Origin of the sequence: Clostridium lentum (genome assembly GCF_014287815.1) — a bacterium.
Taxonomy (GTDB): Bacteria; Bacillota; Clostridia; order Clostridiales; family Clostridiaceae; genus Clostridium; species Clostridium lentum.
On the sequence record NZ_JACOOQ010000019.1, the window covers coordinates 1 to 22,166 of the forward strand.

Sequence of the window (22,166 nt, forward strand, 5' to 3'; positions counted from 1 at the left end):
TGTGTTTAAAATTAAATTTATTACCACTAATTACATAATATAAACTGAATAATTTTTCTAAAAAACAAAAAAGAGGTCGTCTACATAAATGATTTAAAAATCATTTATGAGACGTCCCCTTTTTTCTATAAAGAAAATGTATGTATAGTCGATAAATTAATTATAATAAATTTGGAGGCGATAAATATGAAGGTATTAAAACCTTTTTATTATGATGATTTTAAATGTATAGCAGGTAATTGTATAGATAATTGTTGTAATTCTGAATGGGAAATAAGTATAGATAAAAGCACGTATAAAAAATATAAAAGGTTAAGAGGACAATGGGGCAATAAAATTAAAAAAAATATTTGCAAAATTAGGAATAACAATAATAATTATTTAAGATATGGAAAAATCAAATTAAAAAATAGTAGATGTTCATTATTAAGTGAAGAAGGATTATGTTCCATACATGCTAATTTAGGTGTGGGATATCTATGCAATACTTGTAAAGTTTATCCAAGGCAAATAATTAAATATGGAAAAATTTATGAAAGAAATTTATTTATGTCATGTCCTGAAGTAGCTAGATATTTTGTTAGACATAAAGAAAATTTTTATTTTAATATGGGTGAAGAAGAGTTATCAGATTTAGATAAAGATTATATTATTGATAAAAGTTATGATGAAAATCTATATAATCTTCTTTGGGATAGCCGTAGTTTAGCTATGGAAATAATTCAATTTAAAGAAATTGAAATTTGGAAAAGAATTATATTTTTAAAAATGCTTACAGATAAAGTTCAAAGATTAATAGATGAAGAAAACTATGAAAACTATGAAAAGGTATTAAATGTTTTCAGAAATGAAATAACTAATATTGATCTAATAACTTCTTTAGATAAAATTAAAGTGGTTGAAGAAGTAAAACTTACATTTATTAAAGGTGTGTTAAAAACCAGTATTAAAAAAAGTTTAGATAATTGTAAATATAGAAATTTAATAAAAGAATATAATGAATTATTTAGAAAAAATAATCATAGAAAAAATGAATTAGAAATGATAATAGAAAAAGAGAAAGAATTTAATATATTCTTACAAAATTATGAAAACATATTAGAAAATCTATTAATTTATTTAATATATGAATATTTTATACAAGCAGTATATACAAAAAATTTAATTAGAGAAATTAATAATATTGTTTTTAGTTATTCAATTATACGAATGTTACTATTAGCAAGATGGAATAAAAATAATAAAAAACTAGAAGAAAATGATTTTGTAGAAATATTTTATGTATTTGCAAGAAATATAGAGCATAGATATAAATTTTTAGATTCTATATATGATGCAATTAAAAGTGCAGGATATGATAGTATAGCATATACAGCAATATTAGTGCGATAGAATGGAGTAAATTATGAGAATTAATATAAATATGAAGTCCTTAGGGATATATAGTGGATATAAGAAAAATATTATAGCTAATTCTGCTGCCATGGAGAAAATATCCAGTGGTAAGAAAATTAATTCTGCCAAGGATAATCCTCTTAAAATTGAACAAAGTGAAAATTTTAGGATGCAAATAAGAGCATTGGAAATGGCTAATAAGAACTTGCAGGATTCCACATCTATGATTCAAGTTGCAGACACTGCCATGGGCACCATCAGTGAAGCTTTAATTAGAATGAAAGAATTAACAGTGCAAGCTGCCAATGAAGTTACTAATGAAGCTGATAGAAAGATTATTCAAGGTGAAATTGATGAATTAACAAGTTATATTAATGACACAGCTAAGAATACAGAGTTCAATGGTAATAAGCTTTTAGTTAATGGCAATGTAACTGATAATAGTAAACCCGATTATGTGGAAATGCAAATAGGTGCTAATGTAGGTGATAGCATTGGAATTCCATTCTTTAATGTATCTAGTGAAACTTTAGGTATTGATAAATTAGATGTGGTTAATGATGCCACAAAAGCTTTAAATTCCATTGATGAAGCTTTAAAAGATGTAAATGGGTGTAGAGCTAAATATGGAGCAGTGCAAAATAGATTGGAAAATTCCATAGAAATTACTTCTAGTTCATCATATATATATGAAAAATCTAGCAGTGATATAAATGATGCTGATATTGCACTGGAAATGGCGGAAATTGCAAGAACATCTATATTGATGGAATCAGCCACAGCAATGATGGCTCAAAGCAATAATTTCCCTAAGGATATGTTAAATATATTAGCAAATTTAAGAAAATAATATTTTAAAAAACTTTAAAAGAACTAAAATGTGGTTAAAATTCATTTTAGTTCTTTTTTTATTTTTGTTAAGTAAATAGAAGTAGATAATGGAATAAATTTGGAAAAAACTATAAAAATTTTATTTTGAATTTAAAAGTTGAAAATGTTTTTCTGTTTGAAAATTCAATGTTATTTAATATTATCACAAAAAATAATTTAAAGTTTTATAAATGCTAATAATATATTAAATTATTTTGAAAATCATGTAGAAAACATTCATTAAATGTAATATAATTAAAACTAAAGTTTCGACATTTATAGAGTTTGGAGGGGAATTAATTGTCTAATAGTTTAAATACATATGACTTAATAAAGCGAGGATTAAATGCCGCTGCTGTAAGAAGTGAAACTATAGCCAATAATATAGCAAATGTTAACACCAGTGGATATAAGGCTTTTAAAGTTGTTTTTGAAGAAAAATATAAAGATTCTGGTTTTAATATGAAGGCAACCAATGAAAAACATATTCAAAAGGAAAAACCAGGAAGTATCACTACTGTTAGAGACGAAGAGACAAGCATGAATGAAAATGGAAACAATGTTAACTTAGATTTAGAAAAGGTAAATCAAGCAGCAAATACTTTAATGTATCAAGCATTAACATCACGTGCCAGTGGAAAGTTAGCATCAATGAAAACTGTGATTGGAGGAAATTAAAATGGGAATGTTTGATTCAATGAGAATTAGCGCCAGTGGATTATCAGCAGAAAGATTAAGAATGGATACCATAAGCTCTAATGTGGCAAATGCTCAAACAACAAGAACAGAAAATGGTGGACCATATGTGAGAAAGGTAGCTGTTTTTAAGGAAGCATTAGATGAAGCAGGAAGATGCAAAGGTATATCAGCAGTGGGAATAGTAAATGATGAATCAGAGCTGGAAAGGGTGTACGATCCTACTCATGTGGACGCTGATGAAGACGGATATGTAACTATGCCTAATGTGAACATATTAAATGAAATGGCAGATATGATAGTTGCTACTAGAACATATGAAGCTAATGCTGATGCATTAAGTGCATCTAAATCAATGTTTACTACAGCATTATCTATAGGAAAATAGGAGGATATAACAAATGAAGATAGACAATTTTACACCCAGTGAAAAAATATTTGAAAAAAGAATAGCAATAGAAGATGAAAATAAGGATGGATTTGGACAAGTATTTAAAAGTGCATTACAAGCGGTCAATGATAAACAAGTTTATTCTGATGAAATGACAAATAAACTTGTTTTAGGTGAAGATGTGGAAATTCATGAGGTAATGCTGGCGGCAGAAGAAGCTTCATTGGCATTACAAACAGCAGTGCAAGTTAGAAATAAATTAACAGAAGCAATTAAAGAATTAACAAATTTACAAATATAGTTAGGAGTGCTTAAGCATGGACAAGTTTTTAGAAGTTTTTAAAAAGCTTTTAGAAAAATTTAAAAATTTAAGCAAAGGTGTAAAGATAGCATCGATTATATCTGCTATAACACTTATCATAGCTATTTCATCATTGTTTTTTTATCAATCTTCCAATAAATATTCTGTTTTATTTTCAGGTTTAGACTCAGCAGATTCAAAAACAGTTTTAAGTGCATTGGAGGAGCAAGGTGTAAATTTTAAAGTTGAAGGTGATTCAATTTTAGTAGATAAATCTGTAGTAGATAAGCTTAGATTACAATTAGCTTCTAATTTAACTATGGGGAGTACAGGCTATGAACTAATGGACTCAGGAAGCTCTTTTGGTATGACTGAAGAAGAATTTCAAATTAAAAAGCTTAGAATGCAACAAGGTGAATTAGAAAAAACCATAAAGAGTTTTGAACAAATAAGTGATGCAAGAGTACATATTACTCTTCCTACAAATTCGGTATTTGCCGATGAAAAAGAACCAGGAAGTGCAGCAGTATATGTTAAGTTAGTAGCAGGAAAAACTTTATCACAAGAGCAAGTTAAATCAATAGTGGCTTTAGTTTCAGGAAGTACAGCCATATCTAAGGATAATATTCAAGTAATGGATAGCAATATGAATCTTTTATCAGAAGATTCAAGCTTTAAATTAGATGAAAATAGTGATCAAAATGTAACTTCTACTTCCATTGCAACTCAATTAGAGTTAGAAAAGAAGTATGAAGCTCAATTACAAAAATCAATTTTAGAACTTTTAACACCGGTATTAGGAAATGGAAAAGTTAAAGTAATGGTAAGTGCTGATTTAGATTTTGATTCAACAAAGGTTACAGAAACAGTGGTGGATCCTAATAAAGTAATAATCAGTCAAAAGACTTCAAAAAGTGAGAATAATTCATCAGAAGGTAATGATAATGCAAGTGGTAGCGGAAGTGTAATTGATGAAAATATGGGAAATACAATAGTTACCAATGATAAAAACACAAAGAGTACAACTGAAGAACAAACAACTAATTATGAAGTTGGAAAAACTGAAACAATAAAAATTAAAGCTCCAGGTGAAGTTAAATCATTAAGTGCATCAGTAATAGTTGATGGAGAAATTAATGATGCATTAAGAACTGCCATTGAACAATCTGTGTCAGCAGCAGTAGGGTTAAATGCTGAAAGAGGAGATAGAGTTAGTGTAGCAGGAATTACATTTAACACTAAAGATACAGGAAATATTACTGATCCATTTGCAGAGCCAGAAGCAAATAATAACAATATGATTTATATGATTATTGCAGGAGTAGTAGGTGCTATTTTATTAATAGTATTTATTGTGTTAAGAAGTAAAAAGAAAAAGACTAATAAAGAAGTAGTTACAGAAGAAGAAGGAAATCTACTGGATATAGTTATAGAAGATAAGATTTCAAAAGTAGAGGAAGAAGAATTAAAACCTATAGAGTTTGAAGTTCCAAATCAAAATATACATATTGAAAATGAAATTAAGAAATATGCAGCAGAAAAGCCACAACAGGTAGCTGATATAGTTAAATCTTGGTTAGTAGAAAGTGAGAGATAGATAAATGGCGAAAAAACAATTAACAGGTATTCAAAAGTCAGCTCTATTATTTATTACTTTAGGGCCAGAAGCATCAGCAGATATTTTAAAAAGATTACCTGAAAATGAAATACAAAAGATAACTTATGAAATAGCAAATATTTCAACTGTTACATCAGAGCAAAGACATAGCATATTACAAGAGTTTTTAGAAATGAATAAGGCTAAAGATTATCTTTTAGAAGGTGGACTTGACTATGCTAAAGAATTACTATCTAAAGCTTTAGGACCACAAAGAGCAGGGGAAATATTAAACAAGGTAGCAGAAGCATCACAACTTAATAGACCTTTTGCCATAGCAAGAAAGGCAGATGCTCAGCAAATACTTAATATCATTAATTATGAACATCCTCAAACCATTGCATTAATACTTTGCTATTTACAAGTGGAAAAGGCAGCTCAGATAATTGCTGAGCTACCTGAGGAAATTCAAAGTGAAGTAGCTTTAAGAATAGCTACTATGAATACTACATCACCAGATGTTATTAGAGAAATAGAAAAAGTATTAGATGATAAGTTATCTACTATTGTTAAAACTGAAACTACAGTATTAGGTGGAATAGATACTTTAGTAGGTATATTAAATCAAGTTGATAGAACAACTGAAAAGAATATAACTGAAAGCTTACAAGAACAAGATTATGAGCTTGCAGAGAAAATCAAAAGCTGTATGTTTGTATTTGAAGATATTCTTACTCTTGATGATGTGGCAATTCAAAGAATTCTTAGAGATGTTGAAACTAAAGAGCTTGCTCTTGCTCTTAAGGGAGCTTCAGAAGAAGTGGCAAATGTTATTTATAAAAATCAATCTAAGAGAGCAGCAGCTTCATTAAAAGAGGATATTGAATACTTAGGACCAGTAAGATTAACTGATGTTGAAAAAGCACAACAACAAATTGTAGCTATTATTAGAAGATTAGAAGATGCACAAGAAATAATTATTTCAAGAGGTGGAGAAGATGCACTCATCATGTAATCTTATAAAATCTAGTAATACATCTGTTAAAGGTGATATTAAAATAGTAACAGAATGTGTTGTTACTGAAGAAGAACAACATTTTCAAGAAATTGAAAATAGTCAAATTAAAAGCTATGAAGCCATTGGGGCAAGTATATTAGATAAGGCAAGAAAAGATTCTGATAATATTATTATGGAAGCTTTTCAATATTCAAAAAATATTGAAAAAGAAGCTTATGAAAAAGGATATGCTCAAGGTGTAAATAATGGATATGAAGATGGCAATAAACAGGGATATGCAGAATCAAAGGAAGAAGCTAAAAGTATTATAGAAGATGCTGTAAAAAAAGCTAGAGAAATTTTATTAAGTGCTGAAAAGCAAGTGGAAGATTATAAAATAAAAAAAGAGAAGGAAATAGTGAAACTTTCATTGGAAATGGCAAAGATTATAACAAATAAAAATTTTGAAAATGATGAAAGTGTTATAAGCTTAATTAATCCTGTACTGGAGCAATTTAGAGGTGAAGAAAATATAGTTATAAAATGTAATGGAAACTATATTGTGGCCATTGAGTCTAAAGTTAATGAATGGAAAAAGTCATATGCTATTTCTGGGGAAATACTAGTTCTTGAAGATCCATTAATGGAACTTGGAAATGCAGTTTTGGAAAAAAGTACAGGTAAAGTTGTAGTTGGTTTAGATGTTAGCTTAGAAAAATTAGAAGAATCTATAAAGGAATTTTGTGGTGAAGAAGATGCTTAATATAGATTTTAATTTAATTAGGAAAAGAGTTAATGAAATAGATACTACTTACTGTGAAGGTATAGTAAGTGAAGTTATAGGTCTTACCATTGAAGTGCAGGGAATAAAAGCTTTTGTTGGGGAAGTTTGCACTATATATAATGTTTATAATAATCCTGTAAGTTGTGAAGTGGTAGGGTTTAAAAATAACAAAGTCATATTAATGCCTTTAGGTGAACTTGTAGGTATATCTCCAGGATGTATAGTTGTTCCTGAAAGAAGGCCTCTTGAAGTACAGTGTTCTGATGATTTAATGGGAATGGTATTAGATGGTTTAGGTAAACCAATATATGGTGGAGAACTTTTAACTGGAACACCATATCCTTTAGAAAATCAACCACCAGATCCATTAAAAAGAAAAAGAATAAAGGATATACTACCTACAGGGGTAAGAGCCATTGATGGTTTTTTAACTTGTGGTGATGGACAAAGAATAGGTATTTTTGCAGGTTCAGGAGTAGGTAAGAGTACAACACTAGGAATGATTGCAAGAGAAGCAGAGGCAGATGTTAATGTTATATGTCTAATTGGAGAAAGAGGCCGTGAGGTTCTTGAGTTTATTGAAAAAGACTTGGGACCGGAAGGGATGAAAAAATCAGTGGTAGTTTGTGCTACTTCTGATAAATCAGCCTTAGAAAGAGTTAAAGGTGCATTAACAGCCACTGCCATAGCAGAATATTTTAGAGATAAAGGTAAGAAAGTTATTCTTATGATGGATTCTGTAACAAGATTTGCCATGGCGCAAAGAGAAATTGGACTTGCCATTGGAGAGCCACCAGCACAAAAGGGGTATACACCGTCAGTTTTTGCTAAGTTACCAAAGCTTTTAGAAAGAGCTGGTACATCAGATGTTGGTTCCATAACAGGTTTTTATACGGTGCTAGTTGATGGTGATGACTTTAATGAGCCTATTGCAGATACAGTAAGAGGTATACTTGATGGTCATATAGTTCTGTCAAGAGCATTGGCTCACAAGAATCATTACCCAGCCATTGATGTATTAAATAGCGTAAGTAGATTAATGTCTCAAATAGCTGATGATAAGCATAAAGCAGTATCATCACAAGCAAGAGATTTACTTGCTACTTATAAGGAATCAGAAGACCTTATAAATTTAGGAGCGTATGTTAAGGGCTCCAGTAAAAAGATAGATTTGGCTATTCAATTTAATGATAGTATTAATGCTTATTTAAAGCAAGGAATTGATGAAAAAACAACTTTTGCAGATAATTTAAATAATTTATTTGCTATATTTGGATGATAATTTTAGGAGAGATTAATTTTGGCAAATGGATTTAAATTTTCTCTTGAGAAATTGTTAGAAATGAGAAAAACAAGAGAAGAAGAAGGTAAGAAGCTTTTTAATAATAGTCAGCAGGAACTGCAAAAGTCCATTAATAAGTTAAATGATCTTAATGATAAGTATAAACAATATAATGGAATTGCAGCAGGAGAAACTGTTATATATCAAAAATTAAAGAAAAATTATTTAATAGCTTTAAATAAAGGTATTGAACAAACTGAAATAGAAATAGAGAAAAAACAAAAAGAAGTAGATTATAGAAGAGAGCAATTAAAGGTTAGGCAAATTGAAAGAAAAACTGTAGATATATTAAGAGAAAAGAGATTTAATCAGTTTATGGTAGATGAAAAAAGAAAAGAAGAAATAGCCAATGATGAATTTGCACTATATGCCCATATGAGAAAGATTGGAAAGGAGGTGAAAGAACATGGATTTAGGTAATTTAAATGCTGTAATAGCCAATATGGGAAAAGTTGATAATAACAGTAATGTTAATGGTGATAATTCAGTTAAAACTGAAAATAAAAGCAGTAATGGTAATTTTAAATCAGTGATGAGTTCCAAGGAAGATTCTCTTTCTAAAACTACAGAAGATAACAAAACAACTGTTGAAAATGTATCTAAAGATATAAATGAAGCTATAGATAAAACTGAAGTTATTGAAAAAATTGAAAATGGAACTAAGGAGGAAATAATTGAAGAAGTAATGGTATTACTTCAAGCATTAAATATTCCAGTTATTGATAATAGTAATTTACCTATAAAAATTTATTTAGAATCTGGCAATACTTCTAGTTTAGATTGTATCAATACTTTAAAAAATATAAATTATTTAAGTGAAATTGCTGATTTAAATATTTCATCAGAGCTAATAAATAACAATAACTCTAATGTGTTAGAAAATATAAATTTACTTAAAAATAATACTGTATTTGAATCAGAAAATATTAATATATTTGAAAATGTAATAGAAGAAGTGTCTTTAAATAATGGTGAAAATATAGATTTAAATGAAGAAACATCATCTAATATAATCAATTTGCCTATTAAAGAAATTGTTAAAACTTTAAATTTAGAAGAAGATAAAGTTGTTACAACAGATAATATAGATAAAATATTAACTGTTTTGTGCGATAAAGATGGCAATGAAATTAAAAAGGATAAATTTATAGAAGTTGTGGATAGTTCTAAAGGCGAAAGCAAAAAGGATACTTCACAAGGTGTTGAAATGTTAAAGATGGTATTTAATATAGATAAATCTAATGGTGAGCAAAAAGGTGAAGAAGATATTTTAGCCAAGCTTATGACAATGGATGAAGACATAAATAAAGTTGAAGATTACATAGTTGAAGACACACCTATATTTACAGAAGTTTTAAATAGTAAAAATGATGTTGCTTCAAGTCTAATATCAGAGGTGAAACCTGTGGTAGTTTCAAGAGAAACAGTAGCTACTGATGTGGTTTCTAATGTTAAGTATATGGTTAAAAATCAAGTGGAGCAACTTACTGTAAAGATATATCCTAAGGAATTAGGTGAAATAACCATAAAGATAATATCTGAAGATGGAATAATGAAGGCAGATATTAAATCAACATCTAAAGAAACATATACATTGTTAAATTCTAATATGGAAGAAATTAAAAAGCATTTAAGCAATGAAAGTTTAATTATTAAAGAAGTAAATATTGGCTTATATGAAGATACTACTTATTATAGTGGACAAGGTTTTAGTAATGAATTTAATGATGAAAGAAATAAAGAAAATTATTTTGTAGAAGATAATGATTCTATAAATATACATAAAGAAGAAAATGAAGAAATTTCAGAAGAAATTTCTAATGTTAACTTATTAGCATAGGAGAGAATACATATGTCAGATATAAGTACAATTTCAGGTCAAAGTAGAGCTGGTGGTAATTATACTGTTGGAGGAAAAACTGATAGAGGAACTTCAATTGTTGAAGCAGGTGGAAGTGTAGATAAAAATGCATTTTTACAAATATTAGTGGCAGAATTATCTAATTTAGATCCAACGGCTGATGCAGATTCAACACAATACATATCACAATTAGCACAGTTTTCAACTATGGAACAAATGTCTAATTTAAATACTACAATGTCTAATTCAGCAGCATATAACTTAGTAGGTAAAGGTGTTACAGTTAATGTTCTTGATAATAAAGGTATTCCTTATACTGGTATAGTTAGAGGTGTAAGTGGAAACAATGGGACGAGTTATACAGTATCAATAGAGGTTTATGAGGATAATCAAACAAAGTATATTGATGTTCCAATGAGTAGTATTCAAACGGTTTTAGATGTAGGAGACTCATCACTTTCAGCTTTAAATAATATGAATACAAATATTGCGATGATGACAGCAAGTTCTTATATAGGAAAATATGTGGAACTTACTGAAAGTAAAGAAAATGGTAATAATGAAAAGGTAACAGGACAAGTTATGTCTGTATCTAGAGAAAATGGTGCTATAAATATTAAAGTTAAGCTTTTAGATGGAGAGATAAAGACTTACGACTATAGTTTAGTTGAAAAGGTGCAAGATACTCCAATATAACAAAAGAAGGTGAGTTATGGGGTATAGAATAGTTAATGGAAGAGCATATGCTGTAGGTAATTTTTTTAACCTGGAAAGTGAAGCAAAATTAACTAATGGTAACACAGGGGAAGTTAGCTTTAATGATGTATTAAATAATGTAAAGACAGAAAATGAAGGATTTATTTTATCTAAACATGCTTGTAAAAGATTCAATGAAATAAGCTTTTCAAGAGATGATATGAATGTGATAAATAATGGTTTCGATTTAGCAAAAGAAAAGGGTGCTAAAAATGCAGTGTTTATATATAAGGATGTGGCATTAATAGCTAATATAAAAAATAGAACAATAATAACTGCCGTAGAGAAAGAAAGAGCAGAAAATAATGTTTTTACCAATATAGATAGTGTAGTTATATTATAAAAATTTATTAGGCTGGACCAAATATGGAGGCCTTGTCTTGTGGAAAGATAGAAGCAAGAAACAAATGAAAAATTTTTAGGAGGAAATATTTATGTTAAGATCGTTATATTCAGGGATTTCAGGAATGAAAGTAAATCAAACTAAGTTAGACGTTATAGGTAATAACTTAGCCAATGTAAGTACAACAGCATTTAAAGGATCAAGAGTAAATTTCAGTACTACAATAAGTCAAACATTAGGTAGTGCCAGTGCAGCATCAGATTCTTTAGGAGGTGTTAATGGTAAGCAAGTAGGTCTTGGAGCACAAATTGCCAGTATAGATAAAATCATGTCTCAAGGTTCAATGCAATCAACATCAAGATCTCTTGACGTGGCAGTAGATGGAAGTGGATACTTTATGGTGGCTGCAGGTCCAGAGCTTACGGGAGGAACTAATGACAAGATAACAATAGATGATAATGGAATAGATGCTATGCCAGCTAATAGCTCTGTGGCATATACAAGAGATGGTTCTTTTGTGTTAGATAATGAAGGTAACCTTTTAACATCAAAAGGTTATAGAGTTTTAGGGTTTGCTATGAAAACAACAGATACAAAGAATAATAATAATGGAGATAACATAAGACCAGATGGAACAGTATTATACGTTGAATCAAACAATAATACAGTATCTGTAGATAACCAATTAGTATCTTTAAAAATTCCAGATAAAGTAACTAAAATTGATAAAGCAGGTAAAGAAACCCAAGTTGCAGTAAAGAGTTTTAATATATCTGCTGATGGATTAATAACAGGTGTATTAGAAACTGGTGAAATAACAGCTCTTGGTCAAATAGCTATGTCAAGCTTTAAAAATGAAGTTGGTTTAACAGATATAGGAAACAATATGTATGAACCTTCAGGAAGTTCAGGAGCAGCAATAATTTCAAGTGGTAAAAATAGTCCAACTAATAGGAATAGCTCAGGATATGGAGATATTCTTCAAGGATATTTAGAAATGTCAGGAGTAGATATGGCAGAACAATTTACTGATATGATAGTTGCCACTAAAGCTTTCCAAGCAGCAGGAAAAACAATCACTACAGGTGATGAAATTCTTTCAGAAATAATTAACTTAAAGAGATAGTTTGTAAATTATTAATTGTGAGCAATGAATGATGGATTAAATTTAATTTATCATTCAGCTCATAAATTATAGTAAAAAATTGAATTACCAAAAATGAGTTAATTATTTTTAATTGATTCATTATTGGTAATTCAATAAGCAAGAAAGGTGTTAGTATGATTGATTTAACAGCAATGAATAATAAAGAATTTACTTTAAATGCAGATCATATAGAAAAGATTGAAGAAGTTCCTGAAACTTTAATAACACTTACCAATGGGAAAAAGTATATTGTTTTAGAAACTATACATGAAGTAAAAGATAAGGTTATAAGATATAAAAATAGAATAGCTACGTATAGAATTTAGGGGGAAATTGATGTGAAGAAAACAGATATTATGACGCCGGCTGGGTTTGTACTTGGAGCTGCCTTAATAGGATATGGAATTGTTTCTGGAGGTCCTTTTAGTATATTTATTGATATTCCATCAATATTCATATGTGTTGGAGGATCTTTAAGTGCTTTATTTATCACATATACTATGGATGAAATAAAAGAGATGTTTGGAAGTCTTGGTAATGCATTTAAAGAAAGCAGTGCTTCTCAAAAAGATATAATAGTACAGTTTTCAAATCTTTCACAAAGAGCAAGAAAAGACGGTTTATTATCTTTAGAAGAAGATATAAGTAATTTAGAAGATCCATTCTTAAAAAAGGGTATGCAAATGGTTGTTGATGGTATTGAGCCGGAAACTATTAAGGAAATATTAGAACTAGATATATATGAAACTGAAAATAGAGGAATGAATGTGGCAGGTATGTATAGTGCTTGGGGTGGATATGCTCCAGGGTTTGGTATGATAGGTACATTAATAGGGCTAGTTCAAATGATGCAAAACTTAAATGATATTCAAAGTATAGCTGTTGGTATGGGAGTTGCACTTCTTACAACTTTCTATGGTTCATTCTTAGCTAATTACTTTTGTAATCCAATAGGTGCAAATTTAAAAAGACAATGTGCATTAGAAACTGGTACAAGAACTATGATGTTAGAAGGTATCTTAGCAATACAATCAGGTGTTAACCCAAGAATTGTAGAAGAAAAACTTTTAACTTATTTATCTGCAAAAGAAAGATTAGAATATATAAATAGTAATACAGAAAATACAGAAGGAGTTGCATAAGTTATGGCAAGGAAAAAAGTACAGCGTGATGAACCAAGCGGTGATGAATGGTTAGCTACCTACTCTGATTGTGTTACTCTTTTGATGACTTTTTTTGTTCTTTTATATGCAATGTCTTCTACTGATGAAGCTAAAATGAGAGCACTTTCTCAAGCTTTCAGAAGTGTAATGGCAGGTGAAGTTGGGGATAGTATTTTAGAATATAATTTATATAATGGTGATGTTCCTTTAATTGGTGGAGAAACACCAACAGATACTGTAGATGGTGAAAATATTGAAGAAAGTATGTACTATCAAGTAAGTAAATTTGTTAAGGAGCATGAACTAGAAGCGGCAGTGGAAATAATTGAAACTGAACAAGGTGTTGCCATTCAAGTTAGAGAAAGTATACTTTTTGAAACTTCAAAATCAACTTTAAGGGAAGATAGCAAGGAAGTATTATCATCTATTGCAGAATTATTATTGTCTATAGATAATACTATTGTAGTAGAAGGGCATACTGATAATAGACCTATTTCTACAGCAGAATTTCCTTCTAACTGGGAATTGTCAGTGGATAGAGCTGTAAATGTAGTAAAATATTTTGTTGAAAATACAGGCATAGATCCAAAAAGATTAAGTGCTACAGGATATGGTGAACATCATCCAGTGGTGCCTAATGATACTGAAGAAAATATGGCTAAAAATAGAAGAGTAAATATTTTAATTATAGCTGATGATAAGGAGTAAGAAATGGCAGAAGAAAAGAAAAAAGGTAAAGGTAAACTAATTATTATTATAGTTGTAGCATTATTACTGCTAGGTGGAGGAGTTTTTGCTGGAGTATATTATGGTATATCAAAGGCAAATGCTGAAGAAGCACCAATAGTAGAAGCTTATACTGAATTAGGGCAATTGCTTGTAAATTTAAGTGATGAAGGTAGCAAAAAATATGTGCAAATGACTGCTACTGTTACTTATGACAGTGCTAATACAGAAGTAGGAGAAGAAATTACTACTAAGCTTGTTGCTTTAAGAGATTCAGCAATATTTTATTTAAAATCTTTAAAAACTTCAGATTTTACTGCTGATAATGAAGTTAATTTAAAGAGAGATTTAGTACAAAGATTAAATTCAAATTTAAAATCTGGAACTATTATAGATATTAAATTTAATGAACTTTTAGTTCAATAATAGGAAGTACATATATATGGAATTTGTATTGATGAGTATTAAAATTATAGGAACATTAATAGTTCTTATACTTTTAATGCTCTTACTATTAAAATTTAATGAAAGCAAATTAAATGAGGTAAATTCAAGAAAAACCATAAGAGTAATTGAAAGAACTCAGTTATCAAAAGATGTATCTTTACAAATAATAAAGATAGGAAAAAAAGCATATGTAATGTCAGTATCACCTTCTAAAGGTGAATTTATAAAAGAGCTAACTGAAGAAGAGCTAAATGAGATTGAAGTTTTAAAGAAATTTGAAATTGAAAAAAATAAAGAAGCTTTTAATAATATTATAAAGCCTTTTGAGGAAGTAATAAATAAACTAAAGAAAAGGAAAAATAAATATGAAAAATAAAAAAGCTTATAAATTAATAGTGTTTTTTATAATAGCAATTACTTTCATGATTCCAAAGGAAGCTTTTGCATCGCCACATTTTAATTTATCTGTTAGTAGTGGAGATACTCCAGCAGATTATGTGGATAGTATAAAAATACTTATATTTTTTACAATGTTAACATTATTACCATCATTTATAATAATGTTTACATCATTTACTAGAATAACGGTGGTCTTTTCATTATTAAAGAATGCCATAGGAGCGCAGCAATCAATACCTAGTCAAATTTTAGTTGGATTAGCTATTTTTTTAACTATTTTCATAATGCAACCAGTATATACAGAAATAAATGAAGTTGCATTAAAGCCGTATTCAAATGAAGAAATAACTTTTGAGCAAGCACTTGAAAATGCATCTAATCCAATAAAGGATTTTATGTTAAAAGAAACAAGGCAAAAGGATTTGGAATTATTTGTTGATGCCGCAAAGCTTAATAGTGGAGAATTAACAAGAAAAAATATTCCTTTATATTCTATTGTTCCTGCTTTTGCCATAAGTGAATTAAAAACAGCATTTCAAATAGGATTTTTATTATTTGTACCATTTATGGTAATAGATATGATAGTAGCCAGTGTGCTTATGTCTATGGGTATGATGATGCTTCCACCAACAGTTATATCTTTGGCATTTAAATTGTTATTATTTGTAATGGTAGATGGATGGAATTTAATTGTAAAATCATTAATTACAAGTTTTTCGTGAGGTGAATAAAAGTGAGTGAAGCGTTATTAAATGGAATAATAAAAGAATCTATAATGACAGTAATAAAGGTGGCAGGACCTTTTTTAGCTGCTGCATTAATTATAGGTCTTATAATAAGTATAATTCAAGCAACAACCCAAATACAGGAACAAACTTTAACTTTTGTTCCAAAATTGTTAGGAATATGTGCAATAGGATTATTTTTAGCTTCTTGGATATCAAAAACTATGGTTCAATATACAGAAAATATATATAATATCATTACTAAGATATCTTAGGGGGATAAATGATAGATTCAGCAATTATTTTTACTGTTATGTTTATCTTCGTAAGATTATCAGCATTTTTTATAGTTTTTAATATTATTTTTCCAAGTGGAACACCAAAGGTACTGAAATTAGCTATTCCAATGATTTTAGCTTTTGCAATTGAACCAACGGTTTCCAATGTAAGTATGGAAATTATAAATAATAATAATAAGCTACTGATATATTTTTTAAACGAAGGGATTACTGGAGCACTTTTAGGACTTGTAACTAAAAGTTTATTTCAAATATTAAAGCTTGCTGGAAGTTGGATTGATCTTCATATAGGATTTAGTATGTTGTCACTGGCAGATGCCAGTGCATCATCAACTACCACTGTAACAGGAAAGTTACTTGAATATTGTACTTTAGTATTATTTTTTATAACAGATGCACATCATTTGATCATTAAGTCATTAATAGAAAGTTTTTCAGTTGTTTCTGTAGGTTCATCAATAATTTCATCAGAATCTATGATGGAAAGTATGCAGATAATAATAGAATATTTCTTTATGGGAATAAAAATTGCATTACCTATAGTTATTATAATTATAATGACAGATATATGTATGGGATTAGTATCTAGAGTAGTTCCACAAATAAATGTAATGATTTTAGGTATGCCTGTAAAGATGATAGTAGGGTTATTAATGATTACACTTTCTATAGCGATAATAAATAAAGTTTTTATAGGTGCTTTAAGTTATTTACCTTCAGTTATAAGAAGAATATTAAATGTAGCTCCTGTAGCACTTATTTTTATGTCAGATGATAAAACAGAAGAAGCTACGCCTAAAAAGAAGTCTGATGCTAGAAAAAAAGGTCAAATTGCTAAAAGTAAAGATGTAGGAATTGCTCTTACTACCATAGCAACTTTATTGGTGATTATGACTTTAAGTGATAAGATAATTAATAACTTTAAGGAAATAATAATTTACTATTTAAGCAATGTAGGCTCTATGGAGTTAACAGATGGTTTATTAAAGTCAATTGCAAGTAATTCTTTTACTAAATTTGCTTCAACAGTTGTATTGGTAGTAATACCTATAATGGTTGCAGGAATAGTAGCTAGTTTAATGCAAACAGGATTTTTATTAACTGGAGAACCATTAAAACCTTCTTTAAAAAAGCTTAATCCTTTAAATGGTATTAAAAATATGTTTTCTAAGAAAAGTGCCTTTGACCTTTTAAAGAATCTATTGGTGGTAACTATTGTTACTTACATTGGATATTCTTATATGAAAGATAATTATAATGATATTCTTCATATATCAACATTAAATGTTTCAAGTATAGGTAGTGAAATAAAACAGATAGTTGTTGGTTTATTTACTAAAATAGTAATACTTTTAATAGTGCTGGCAGCTACTGATTATTTTATTCAATTTAGGTTCCATAATAAAGAGCTTAGAATGTCTAAGCAAGAAATAAAGGATGAATATAAGCAGATGGAAGGGGATCAACAGGTAAAGGCTAAGATAAAGCAAAAACAAAGAGCCATGATAACTCAAGGTATGATGAATGCCGTGGGAGATGCCACTGTAGTTATTACCAACCCAACTCATATAGCTGTAGCTATAAAGTATGAAGATGGACAGAATAATGCACCTAAATTGGTTGCAAAGGGAATAGATCATTTAGCCATTAGAATTAAGGAAAAGGCCAAGGAAAATGATGTTCCAATAATAGAAAATAAACCTTTAGCAAGAATGATTTATAAAGAGGTAGAATTGGACAGAGAAATACCACAGGAAATGTATCAAGCTGTAGCTGAAATTCTTGTGGCTATATATAAAATGAAAAAATAAGATAATTAAAAGGATTGATGAAATTGGCTATCGATAGAAAGTTTAATTTAAAAGAAAATCTTGATGTGTTGGTGGCTTTTGGGGTAATTGGTATTGTACTTATGATAATAATACCATTACCATCAATAGCTTTAGATATTTTACTGGCACTCAACATAACTTTATCAATTATTGTAATAATGATTACTATGTTTACCACAAGCGTACTACAATTATCAGTTTTCCCAACATTACTATTGGTAGTTACCTTATTTAGATTGGGGCTTAATATTTCTTCTACAAGACTTATATTAAGTAAAGGTGATGCAGGAAGTATAATTACTGCCTTTGGTGATTTCGTAGTTGGTGGAAATTATGTTGTTGGAGTTATTATATTCTTAATAATTATGATAATACAGTTTCTTGTTATAACTAATGGGTCTACTAGAGTTGCAGAAGTTTCTGCAAGATTTACATTAGATGCAATGCCTGGTAAGCAGATGAGTATTGATGCTGATTTAAATTCAGGATTAATAGATGAAGCAACTGCTAAAAAAAGAAGAGCTGATTTGCAGTCTGAAGCAGATTTTTATGGAACCATGGACGGGGCATCTAAGTTTGTTAAAGGTGATGCTGTAGCAGGTATAATAATTACTGTAATAAATGTTTTAGGTGGAATTATAATTGGTATTACTCAAATGGGTATGTCAGCTGGAGAGGCAGCTAGTCGTTTTGTTATTTTAACAATAGGTGATGGGCTTGTAAGTCAGGTTCCAGCATTACTTATTTCTACTGCTGCTGGTATTCTTGTAACTAGATCAAATTCAAAAAATAATTTCGGTAAAACTTTAACTACTCAGTTATCAGCTTTCCCAGTGGCTCTTGGAATTGCAGCAACAATAATGTTTGCCTTTGCAATAATACCATCAATGCCAACAGTACCATTTGCATTGGCAGGGGCATCTATGGGTGGATTATCATTTATGCTTATAAAGGAAGAGGAAAAGAAACAAGAAGTTGCTATGGTTCAAGAAGTTGAAGAGCAAGAAGAGCAAATAAGAAAAGAACCTGAGAATGTTATGAATTTAATTTCTGTAGAACCTATGGAAGTTGAAATTGGATATGGTCTTATACCTTTAGCTGATGAAAGAAATGGTGGAGATTTATTACAAAGAATAGCTTCAGTTAGAAGACAGTGTGCCATTGAAATGGGTATAATTGTACAGCCTATTAGAATAAGGGATAATTTACAGCTTAAAAATAATGAGTACATATTAAAAATTAGGGGAACAGTGATAGTTTCCTCTGAATTGATGCCAAACATGCTTCTTTGTATGGATCCATCAGGAGAAAGTGGCACTATGCCAGGAATTAAAACTATTGAACCAACATTTGGTCTGCCAGCTGTATGGATAAATGCAGATCAAAAAGAAGAAGCTGAAATAAGAGGATTTACAGTGGTAGATCCAATAACAGTAATGGTTACTCACTTAACTGAAACTATAAAATCTCATGCACATGAATTATTAGGACGTCAAGAAGTTAAGATGATAGTTGATAATATGAAGGAGAAGTATAGCACAGTTGTAGAGGAACTTATACCTGATTTAATGACCATCGGTGAAGTACAAAAGGTATTACAAAATTTATTAAGAGAAAAGGTACCAGTAAAGGATACTGTAACAATTTTTGAATCTTTAGCAGATAATTCAAGAAATACTAAGGATATAGAGTTATTAACTGAATATGTAAGATTTGCTATGGCAAGAACCATATGTAATACGGTAGTAGATGAAAATAGAACTGTTACAGTGATCACATTAGATCCACAAATTGAAAATATAATTGCAAATAATACACAAAAATCTCTGCAAGGATCATTCCCATCAGTTGATCCAGAAACAACTACAAGAATTTTAGAAAAAATACGTCAAACAATAGATAGTGTTTATTTCTATAATAATCAACCAATTATCTTGGTATCACCTAATATAAGACCGGTATTTAGAAAACTTATAGAAATGGTATTTCCACATGTGATGGTACTTTCTTTAAATGAAATACCAAATGATGTACAAATAAGAACAGAAGGAGTTGTAGCTTTATAATGATAATAAAAAAATATGTAGTTAAAAATATGAATGAGGCTATGACGAGAATTAGATATGAATTAGGAAAAGATGCAATAATTATAAGTCAAAGAAAAATAAGACAATCAGGATTTAAAAAATACTTTTCACCTAAGCTTATAGAAGTTACAGTAGCCTTAGAAAACACTACAGAATCAATGAAAACACAAAAACCACAAAGTACTTTTGCAAGTAGTGATGTGTTAAAGGAATCTGTTGAAAGTATTAAAGCAATAATGAGTAAGGATGTTGTAAAACCTAAAGAAGAAGAGAAAAATGTTCTTGAAGATGAAGTTAAAGAAATGAAGAGTATTTTAAATGAGATATTAAATAATACTAAAGGTGAAGATAATGAAGATTTATTATTAAATTATGTTAATAGTCTTGATTTAAATCCTGTTTATTTAGAAGAGTTTAGAAGAGTTTGGAATGAAGCTGAAGATAAAGAAGAAGCCATGAAAAGTTATTTGTCAGAGGTAGTACAAATATCAAATGAAGATATAAATGGTAGAGTTGTGTTGGTTGGACCTACAGGTGTAGGAAAAACCACCACAATAGCAAAATTAGCAGGAAAATTAGCTCTTATGGATAAGAAAAAAGTTGGGTTAATCACCATAGATACTTATAGAATTGGAGCTGTAGAACAACTTAAAACTTATGCAGAAATAATGAATATACCATTTAGAGTTGTTATAACCATAAAAGAAATGGAAGAAGCAATTAATTCCATGACAGATTTAGATGTGGTATTAATAGATACCACTGGAAGAAGCAGTAAGAATAATATGCAGATTTCAGAACTAAGAGCTTTTGTTCAAAAAGCTAATCCAGATCATACTCTTATGGTTATGAGTAGTACAACTAAAAACAAAGATGTAAAGATGATACTTAAAGGTTATGAGCAAATAGAGTACGAAAAGCTTATTATTACAAAGTTAGATGAAACTTCATCATATGGAATTATACATACCATATTAAAGGAAAGTAATAAGCCGGTAGCTTTTTTAACTACAGGTCAAAATGTACCAAATGACATAAGGGTTCCAAGTAAAGATGAAATTATTAAGCTTATAATGGGAGAAGATTCAATATGATGGACCAGGCAGAAATTTTAAGACAATTAGCTAGTAAAAGTAGTGGATTAAATGAAAAATCAAAAATTATAACTATAACTTCAGGAAAAGGTGGAGTAGGTAAAAGTAATTTTGTAGTAAACTTAGCAATAGCTCTTGCAAAAGAAGGGAAAAAAATATTGCTTTTTGATGCTGATATTGGTATGGGAAATGATGATGTATTAATGGGAATATATCATAAGTACAATATTATGGATGTTATAAATGGTGAAGTTTCAATTGAAAATGGAATTATTGAAGGGCCACATGGAATTCACTTACTACCTGGAGGAACAGGAATAAATAATATTGAAGATTTGACAGAAGAACAAAGAGAAAGATTTATTTCAGAAATAGATAGAATTGATGGATATGATTATATATTAATTGATACAGGTGCTGGAATAAGTAGAACAGTTCTTGCTTTTATTGCTAGTTCTGATGAAGCTATATTTATTTTAACACCAGAACCTACATCATTGACGGACGGATATAGCCTATTTAAAGCACTTAAGCATTTTAAAATAGAAACTCATGTTAATATAGTAATTAATAGAGTTATAAGTGAAACAGAGGGAAAATCAACATTTAATAAATTTGACTTAGCAACTAGAAAATTTTTAAATGGATATCCAAGTTATTTGGGATGTATATATGAGGATAAGCATATTACCATGGCAGTGAGAAATCAAATTCCTATAGTAATAAAATATCCTAAATCTGAAGCAGCAAAATCCATAGTGCATGTATCAGAAAAAATTATGGGTAGAGAAAGTTCTATAAGAGGAAATGGTGCAAAAGGATTATTTAATAAGTTATTTGATATTTTTTCTTAGGAGGAGAGGGAAATGGCCAAGTTTCAATTAAAAATAAATGGAAGATTAGATGTATTATGT

Annotated in this window: 25 protein-coding genes; all 25 read left to right on the forward strand. The window is 29.3% G+C overall.

Annotated elements, in window-relative coordinates; genetic code table 11:
- The first annotated feature begins 186 nt into the window (after positions 1 to 186).
- The 25 genes from fliB to H8R92_RS10850 all read left to right on the forward strand — a co-directional run bounded on the left by fliB (position 187) and on the right by H8R92_RS10850 (position 22,106).
- The gene (gene fliB / locus H8R92_RS10730; protein WP_186835444.1) at positions 187 to 1,392 is read left to right on the forward strand and encodes a flagellin lysine-N-methylase; all 1,206 of its coding nucleotides are present in this window, start codon (positions 187 to 189) and stop codon (positions 1,390 to 1,392) included.
- Between the two features lie 13 nt (positions 1,393 to 1,405).
- The gene (locus H8R92_RS10735; RefSeq protein ID WP_186835445.1) at positions 1,406 to 2,245 is read left to right on the forward strand and encodes a flagellin; all 840 of its coding nucleotides are present in this window, start codon (positions 1,406 to 1,408) and stop codon (positions 2,243 to 2,245) included.
- Between the two features lie 320 nt (positions 2,246 to 2,565).
- Positions 2,566 to 2,943, forward strand: a complete 378-nt coding sequence (flgB, locus tag H8R92_RS10740; RefSeq protein WP_186835446.1) for a flagellar basal body rod protein FlgB — start codon at positions 2,566 to 2,568, stop codon at positions 2,941 to 2,943.
- Position 2,944: 1 nt separating this feature from the next.
- Positions 2,945 to 3,349, forward strand: coding sequence for a flagellar basal body rod protein FlgC (gene flgC / locus H8R92_RS10745; protein WP_022169213.1), 405 nt, complete (start codon positions 2,945 to 2,947; stop codon positions 3,347 to 3,349).
- Positions 3,350 to 3,362: 13 nt separating this feature from the next.
- Positions 3,363 to 3,653, forward strand: a complete 291-nt coding sequence (gene fliE / locus H8R92_RS10750; protein ID WP_022169212.1) for a flagellar hook-basal body complex protein FliE — start codon at positions 3,363 to 3,365, stop codon at positions 3,651 to 3,653.
- A gap of 16 nt (positions 3,654 to 3,669) precedes the next feature.
- Positions 3,670 to 5,250: a flagellar basal-body MS-ring/collar protein FliF gene (gene fliF / locus H8R92_RS10755; protein WP_186835447.1), complete on the forward strand. Its 1,581-nt coding sequence runs from the start codon at positions 3,670 to 3,672 to the stop codon at positions 5,248 to 5,250.
- A gap of 4 nt (positions 5,251 to 5,254) precedes the next feature.
- Positions 5,255 to 6,265 (forward strand): flagellar motor switch protein FliG, encoded by a 1,011-nt coding sequence (fliG, locus tag H8R92_RS10760; protein ID WP_186835448.1) that lies wholly within the window; start codon positions 5,255 to 5,257, stop codon positions 6,263 to 6,265.
- On the forward strand, positions 6,249 to 7,010 hold the full coding sequence (locus tag H8R92_RS10765; protein ID WP_186835449.1) for a FliH/SctL family protein: 762 nt from the start codon (positions 6,249 to 6,251) through the stop codon (positions 7,008 to 7,010). Before fliG ends, H8R92_RS10765 begins: the two co-directional genes overlap by 17 nt.
- The gene (fliI, locus tag H8R92_RS10770; protein ID WP_186835482.1) at positions 7,003 to 8,310 is read left to right on the forward strand and encodes a flagellar protein export ATPase FliI; all 1,308 of its coding nucleotides are present in this window, start codon (positions 7,003 to 7,005) and stop codon (positions 8,308 to 8,310) included. The genes H8R92_RS10765 and fliI overlap by 8 nt, the downstream gene beginning before the upstream one ends.
- Positions 8,311 to 8,331: 21 nt before the next feature.
- Entirely contained in the window at positions 8,332 to 8,793 is a 462-nt protein-coding gene (gene fliJ / locus H8R92_RS10775) for a flagellar export protein FliJ (protein WP_186835450.1), read from the forward strand.
- Positions 8,780 to 10,213 carry a flagellar hook-length control protein FliK gene (locus H8R92_RS10780; RefSeq protein ID WP_186835451.1) on the forward strand — a complete coding sequence of 478 codons (1,434 nt, stop codon included), beginning with the start codon at positions 8,780 to 8,782 and terminating at the stop codon, positions 10,211 to 10,213. Before fliJ ends, H8R92_RS10780 begins: the two co-directional genes overlap by 14 nt.
- 12 nt (positions 10,214 to 10,225) lie before the next feature.
- On the forward strand, positions 10,226 to 10,930 hold the full coding sequence (locus H8R92_RS10785) for a flagellar hook assembly protein FlgD (RefSeq protein WP_186835452.1): 705 nt from the start codon (positions 10,226 to 10,228) through the stop codon (positions 10,928 to 10,930).
- A 16-nt stretch (positions 10,931 to 10,946) separates the two neighbouring features.
- Positions 10,947 to 11,333, forward strand: a complete 387-nt coding sequence (locus H8R92_RS10790; RefSeq protein WP_186835453.1) for a TIGR02530 family flagellar biosynthesis protein — start codon at positions 10,947 to 10,949, stop codon at positions 11,331 to 11,333.
- Between the two features lie 91 nt (positions 11,334 to 11,424).
- Positions 11,425 to 12,459, forward strand: a complete 1,035-nt coding sequence (locus H8R92_RS10795; RefSeq protein WP_186835454.1) for a flagellar hook-basal body complex protein — start codon at positions 11,425 to 11,427, stop codon at positions 12,457 to 12,459.
- A gap of 155 nt (positions 12,460 to 12,614) precedes the next feature.
- The gene (locus tag H8R92_RS10800) at positions 12,615 to 12,806 is read left to right on the forward strand and encodes a flagellar FlbD family protein (RefSeq protein ID WP_022169202.1); all 192 of its coding nucleotides are present in this window, start codon (positions 12,615 to 12,617) and stop codon (positions 12,804 to 12,806) included.
- Positions 12,807 to 12,818: 12 nt separating this feature from the next.
- Positions 12,819 to 13,622 carry a motility protein A gene (locus H8R92_RS10805; RefSeq protein ID WP_186835455.1) on the forward strand — a complete coding sequence of 268 codons (804 nt, stop codon included), beginning with the start codon at positions 12,819 to 12,821 and terminating at the stop codon, positions 13,620 to 13,622.
- Positions 13,623 to 13,625: 3 nt separating this feature from the next.
- On the forward strand, positions 13,626 to 14,351 hold the full coding sequence (locus tag H8R92_RS10810; RefSeq protein ID WP_186835456.1) for an OmpA/MotB family protein: 726 nt from the start codon (positions 13,626 to 13,628) through the stop codon (positions 14,349 to 14,351).
- A gap of 3 nt (positions 14,352 to 14,354) precedes the next feature.
- Positions 14,355 to 14,795 carry a flagellar basal body-associated FliL family protein gene (locus H8R92_RS10815; RefSeq protein ID WP_186835457.1) on the forward strand — a complete coding sequence of 147 codons (441 nt, stop codon included), beginning with the start codon at positions 14,355 to 14,357 and terminating at the stop codon, positions 14,793 to 14,795.
- Positions 14,796 to 14,811: 16 nt separating this feature from the next.
- Entirely contained in the window at positions 14,812 to 15,192 is a 381-nt protein-coding gene (locus H8R92_RS10820) for a flagellar biosynthetic protein FliO (protein ID WP_022169198.1), read from the forward strand.
- Entirely contained in the window at positions 15,182 to 15,937 is a 756-nt protein-coding gene (fliP, locus tag H8R92_RS10825; RefSeq protein WP_022169197.1) for a flagellar type III secretion system pore protein FliP, read from the forward strand. Before H8R92_RS10820 ends, fliP begins: the two co-directional genes overlap by 11 nt.
- Before the next feature lie 11 nt (positions 15,938 to 15,948).
- Complete coding sequence (locus tag H8R92_RS10830; protein ID WP_022169196.1) at positions 15,949 to 16,215, forward strand: flagellar biosynthetic protein FliQ; 267 nt, start codon at positions 15,949 to 15,951, stop codon at positions 16,213 to 16,215.
- 8 nt (positions 16,216 to 16,223) lie between these two features.
- Entirely contained in the window at positions 16,224 to 18,050 is a 1,827-nt protein-coding gene (locus H8R92_RS10835; protein ID WP_186835458.1) for a fused FliR family export protein/FlhB family type III secretion system protein, read from the forward strand.
- Positions 18,051 to 18,073: 23 nt separating this feature from the next.
- Complete coding sequence (flhA, locus tag H8R92_RS10840; protein WP_330606914.1) at positions 18,074 to 20,137, forward strand: flagellar biosynthesis protein FlhA; 2,064 nt, start codon at positions 18,074 to 18,076, stop codon at positions 20,135 to 20,137.
- Positions 20,137 to 21,252 carry a flagellar biosynthesis GTPase FlhF gene (gene flhF / locus H8R92_RS10845; protein WP_186835460.1) on the forward strand — a complete coding sequence of 372 codons (1,116 nt, stop codon included), beginning with the start codon at positions 20,137 to 20,139 and terminating at the stop codon, positions 21,250 to 21,252. Before flhA ends, flhF begins: the two co-directional genes overlap by 1 nt.
- The gene (locus H8R92_RS10850) at positions 21,249 to 22,106 is read left to right on the forward strand and encodes a MinD/ParA family protein (protein ID WP_022169192.1); all 858 of its coding nucleotides are present in this window, start codon (positions 21,249 to 21,251) and stop codon (positions 22,104 to 22,106) included. The genes flhF and H8R92_RS10850 overlap by 4 nt, the downstream gene beginning before the upstream one ends.
- The last annotated feature ends 60 nt before the right edge of the window (positions 22,107 to 22,166 follow it).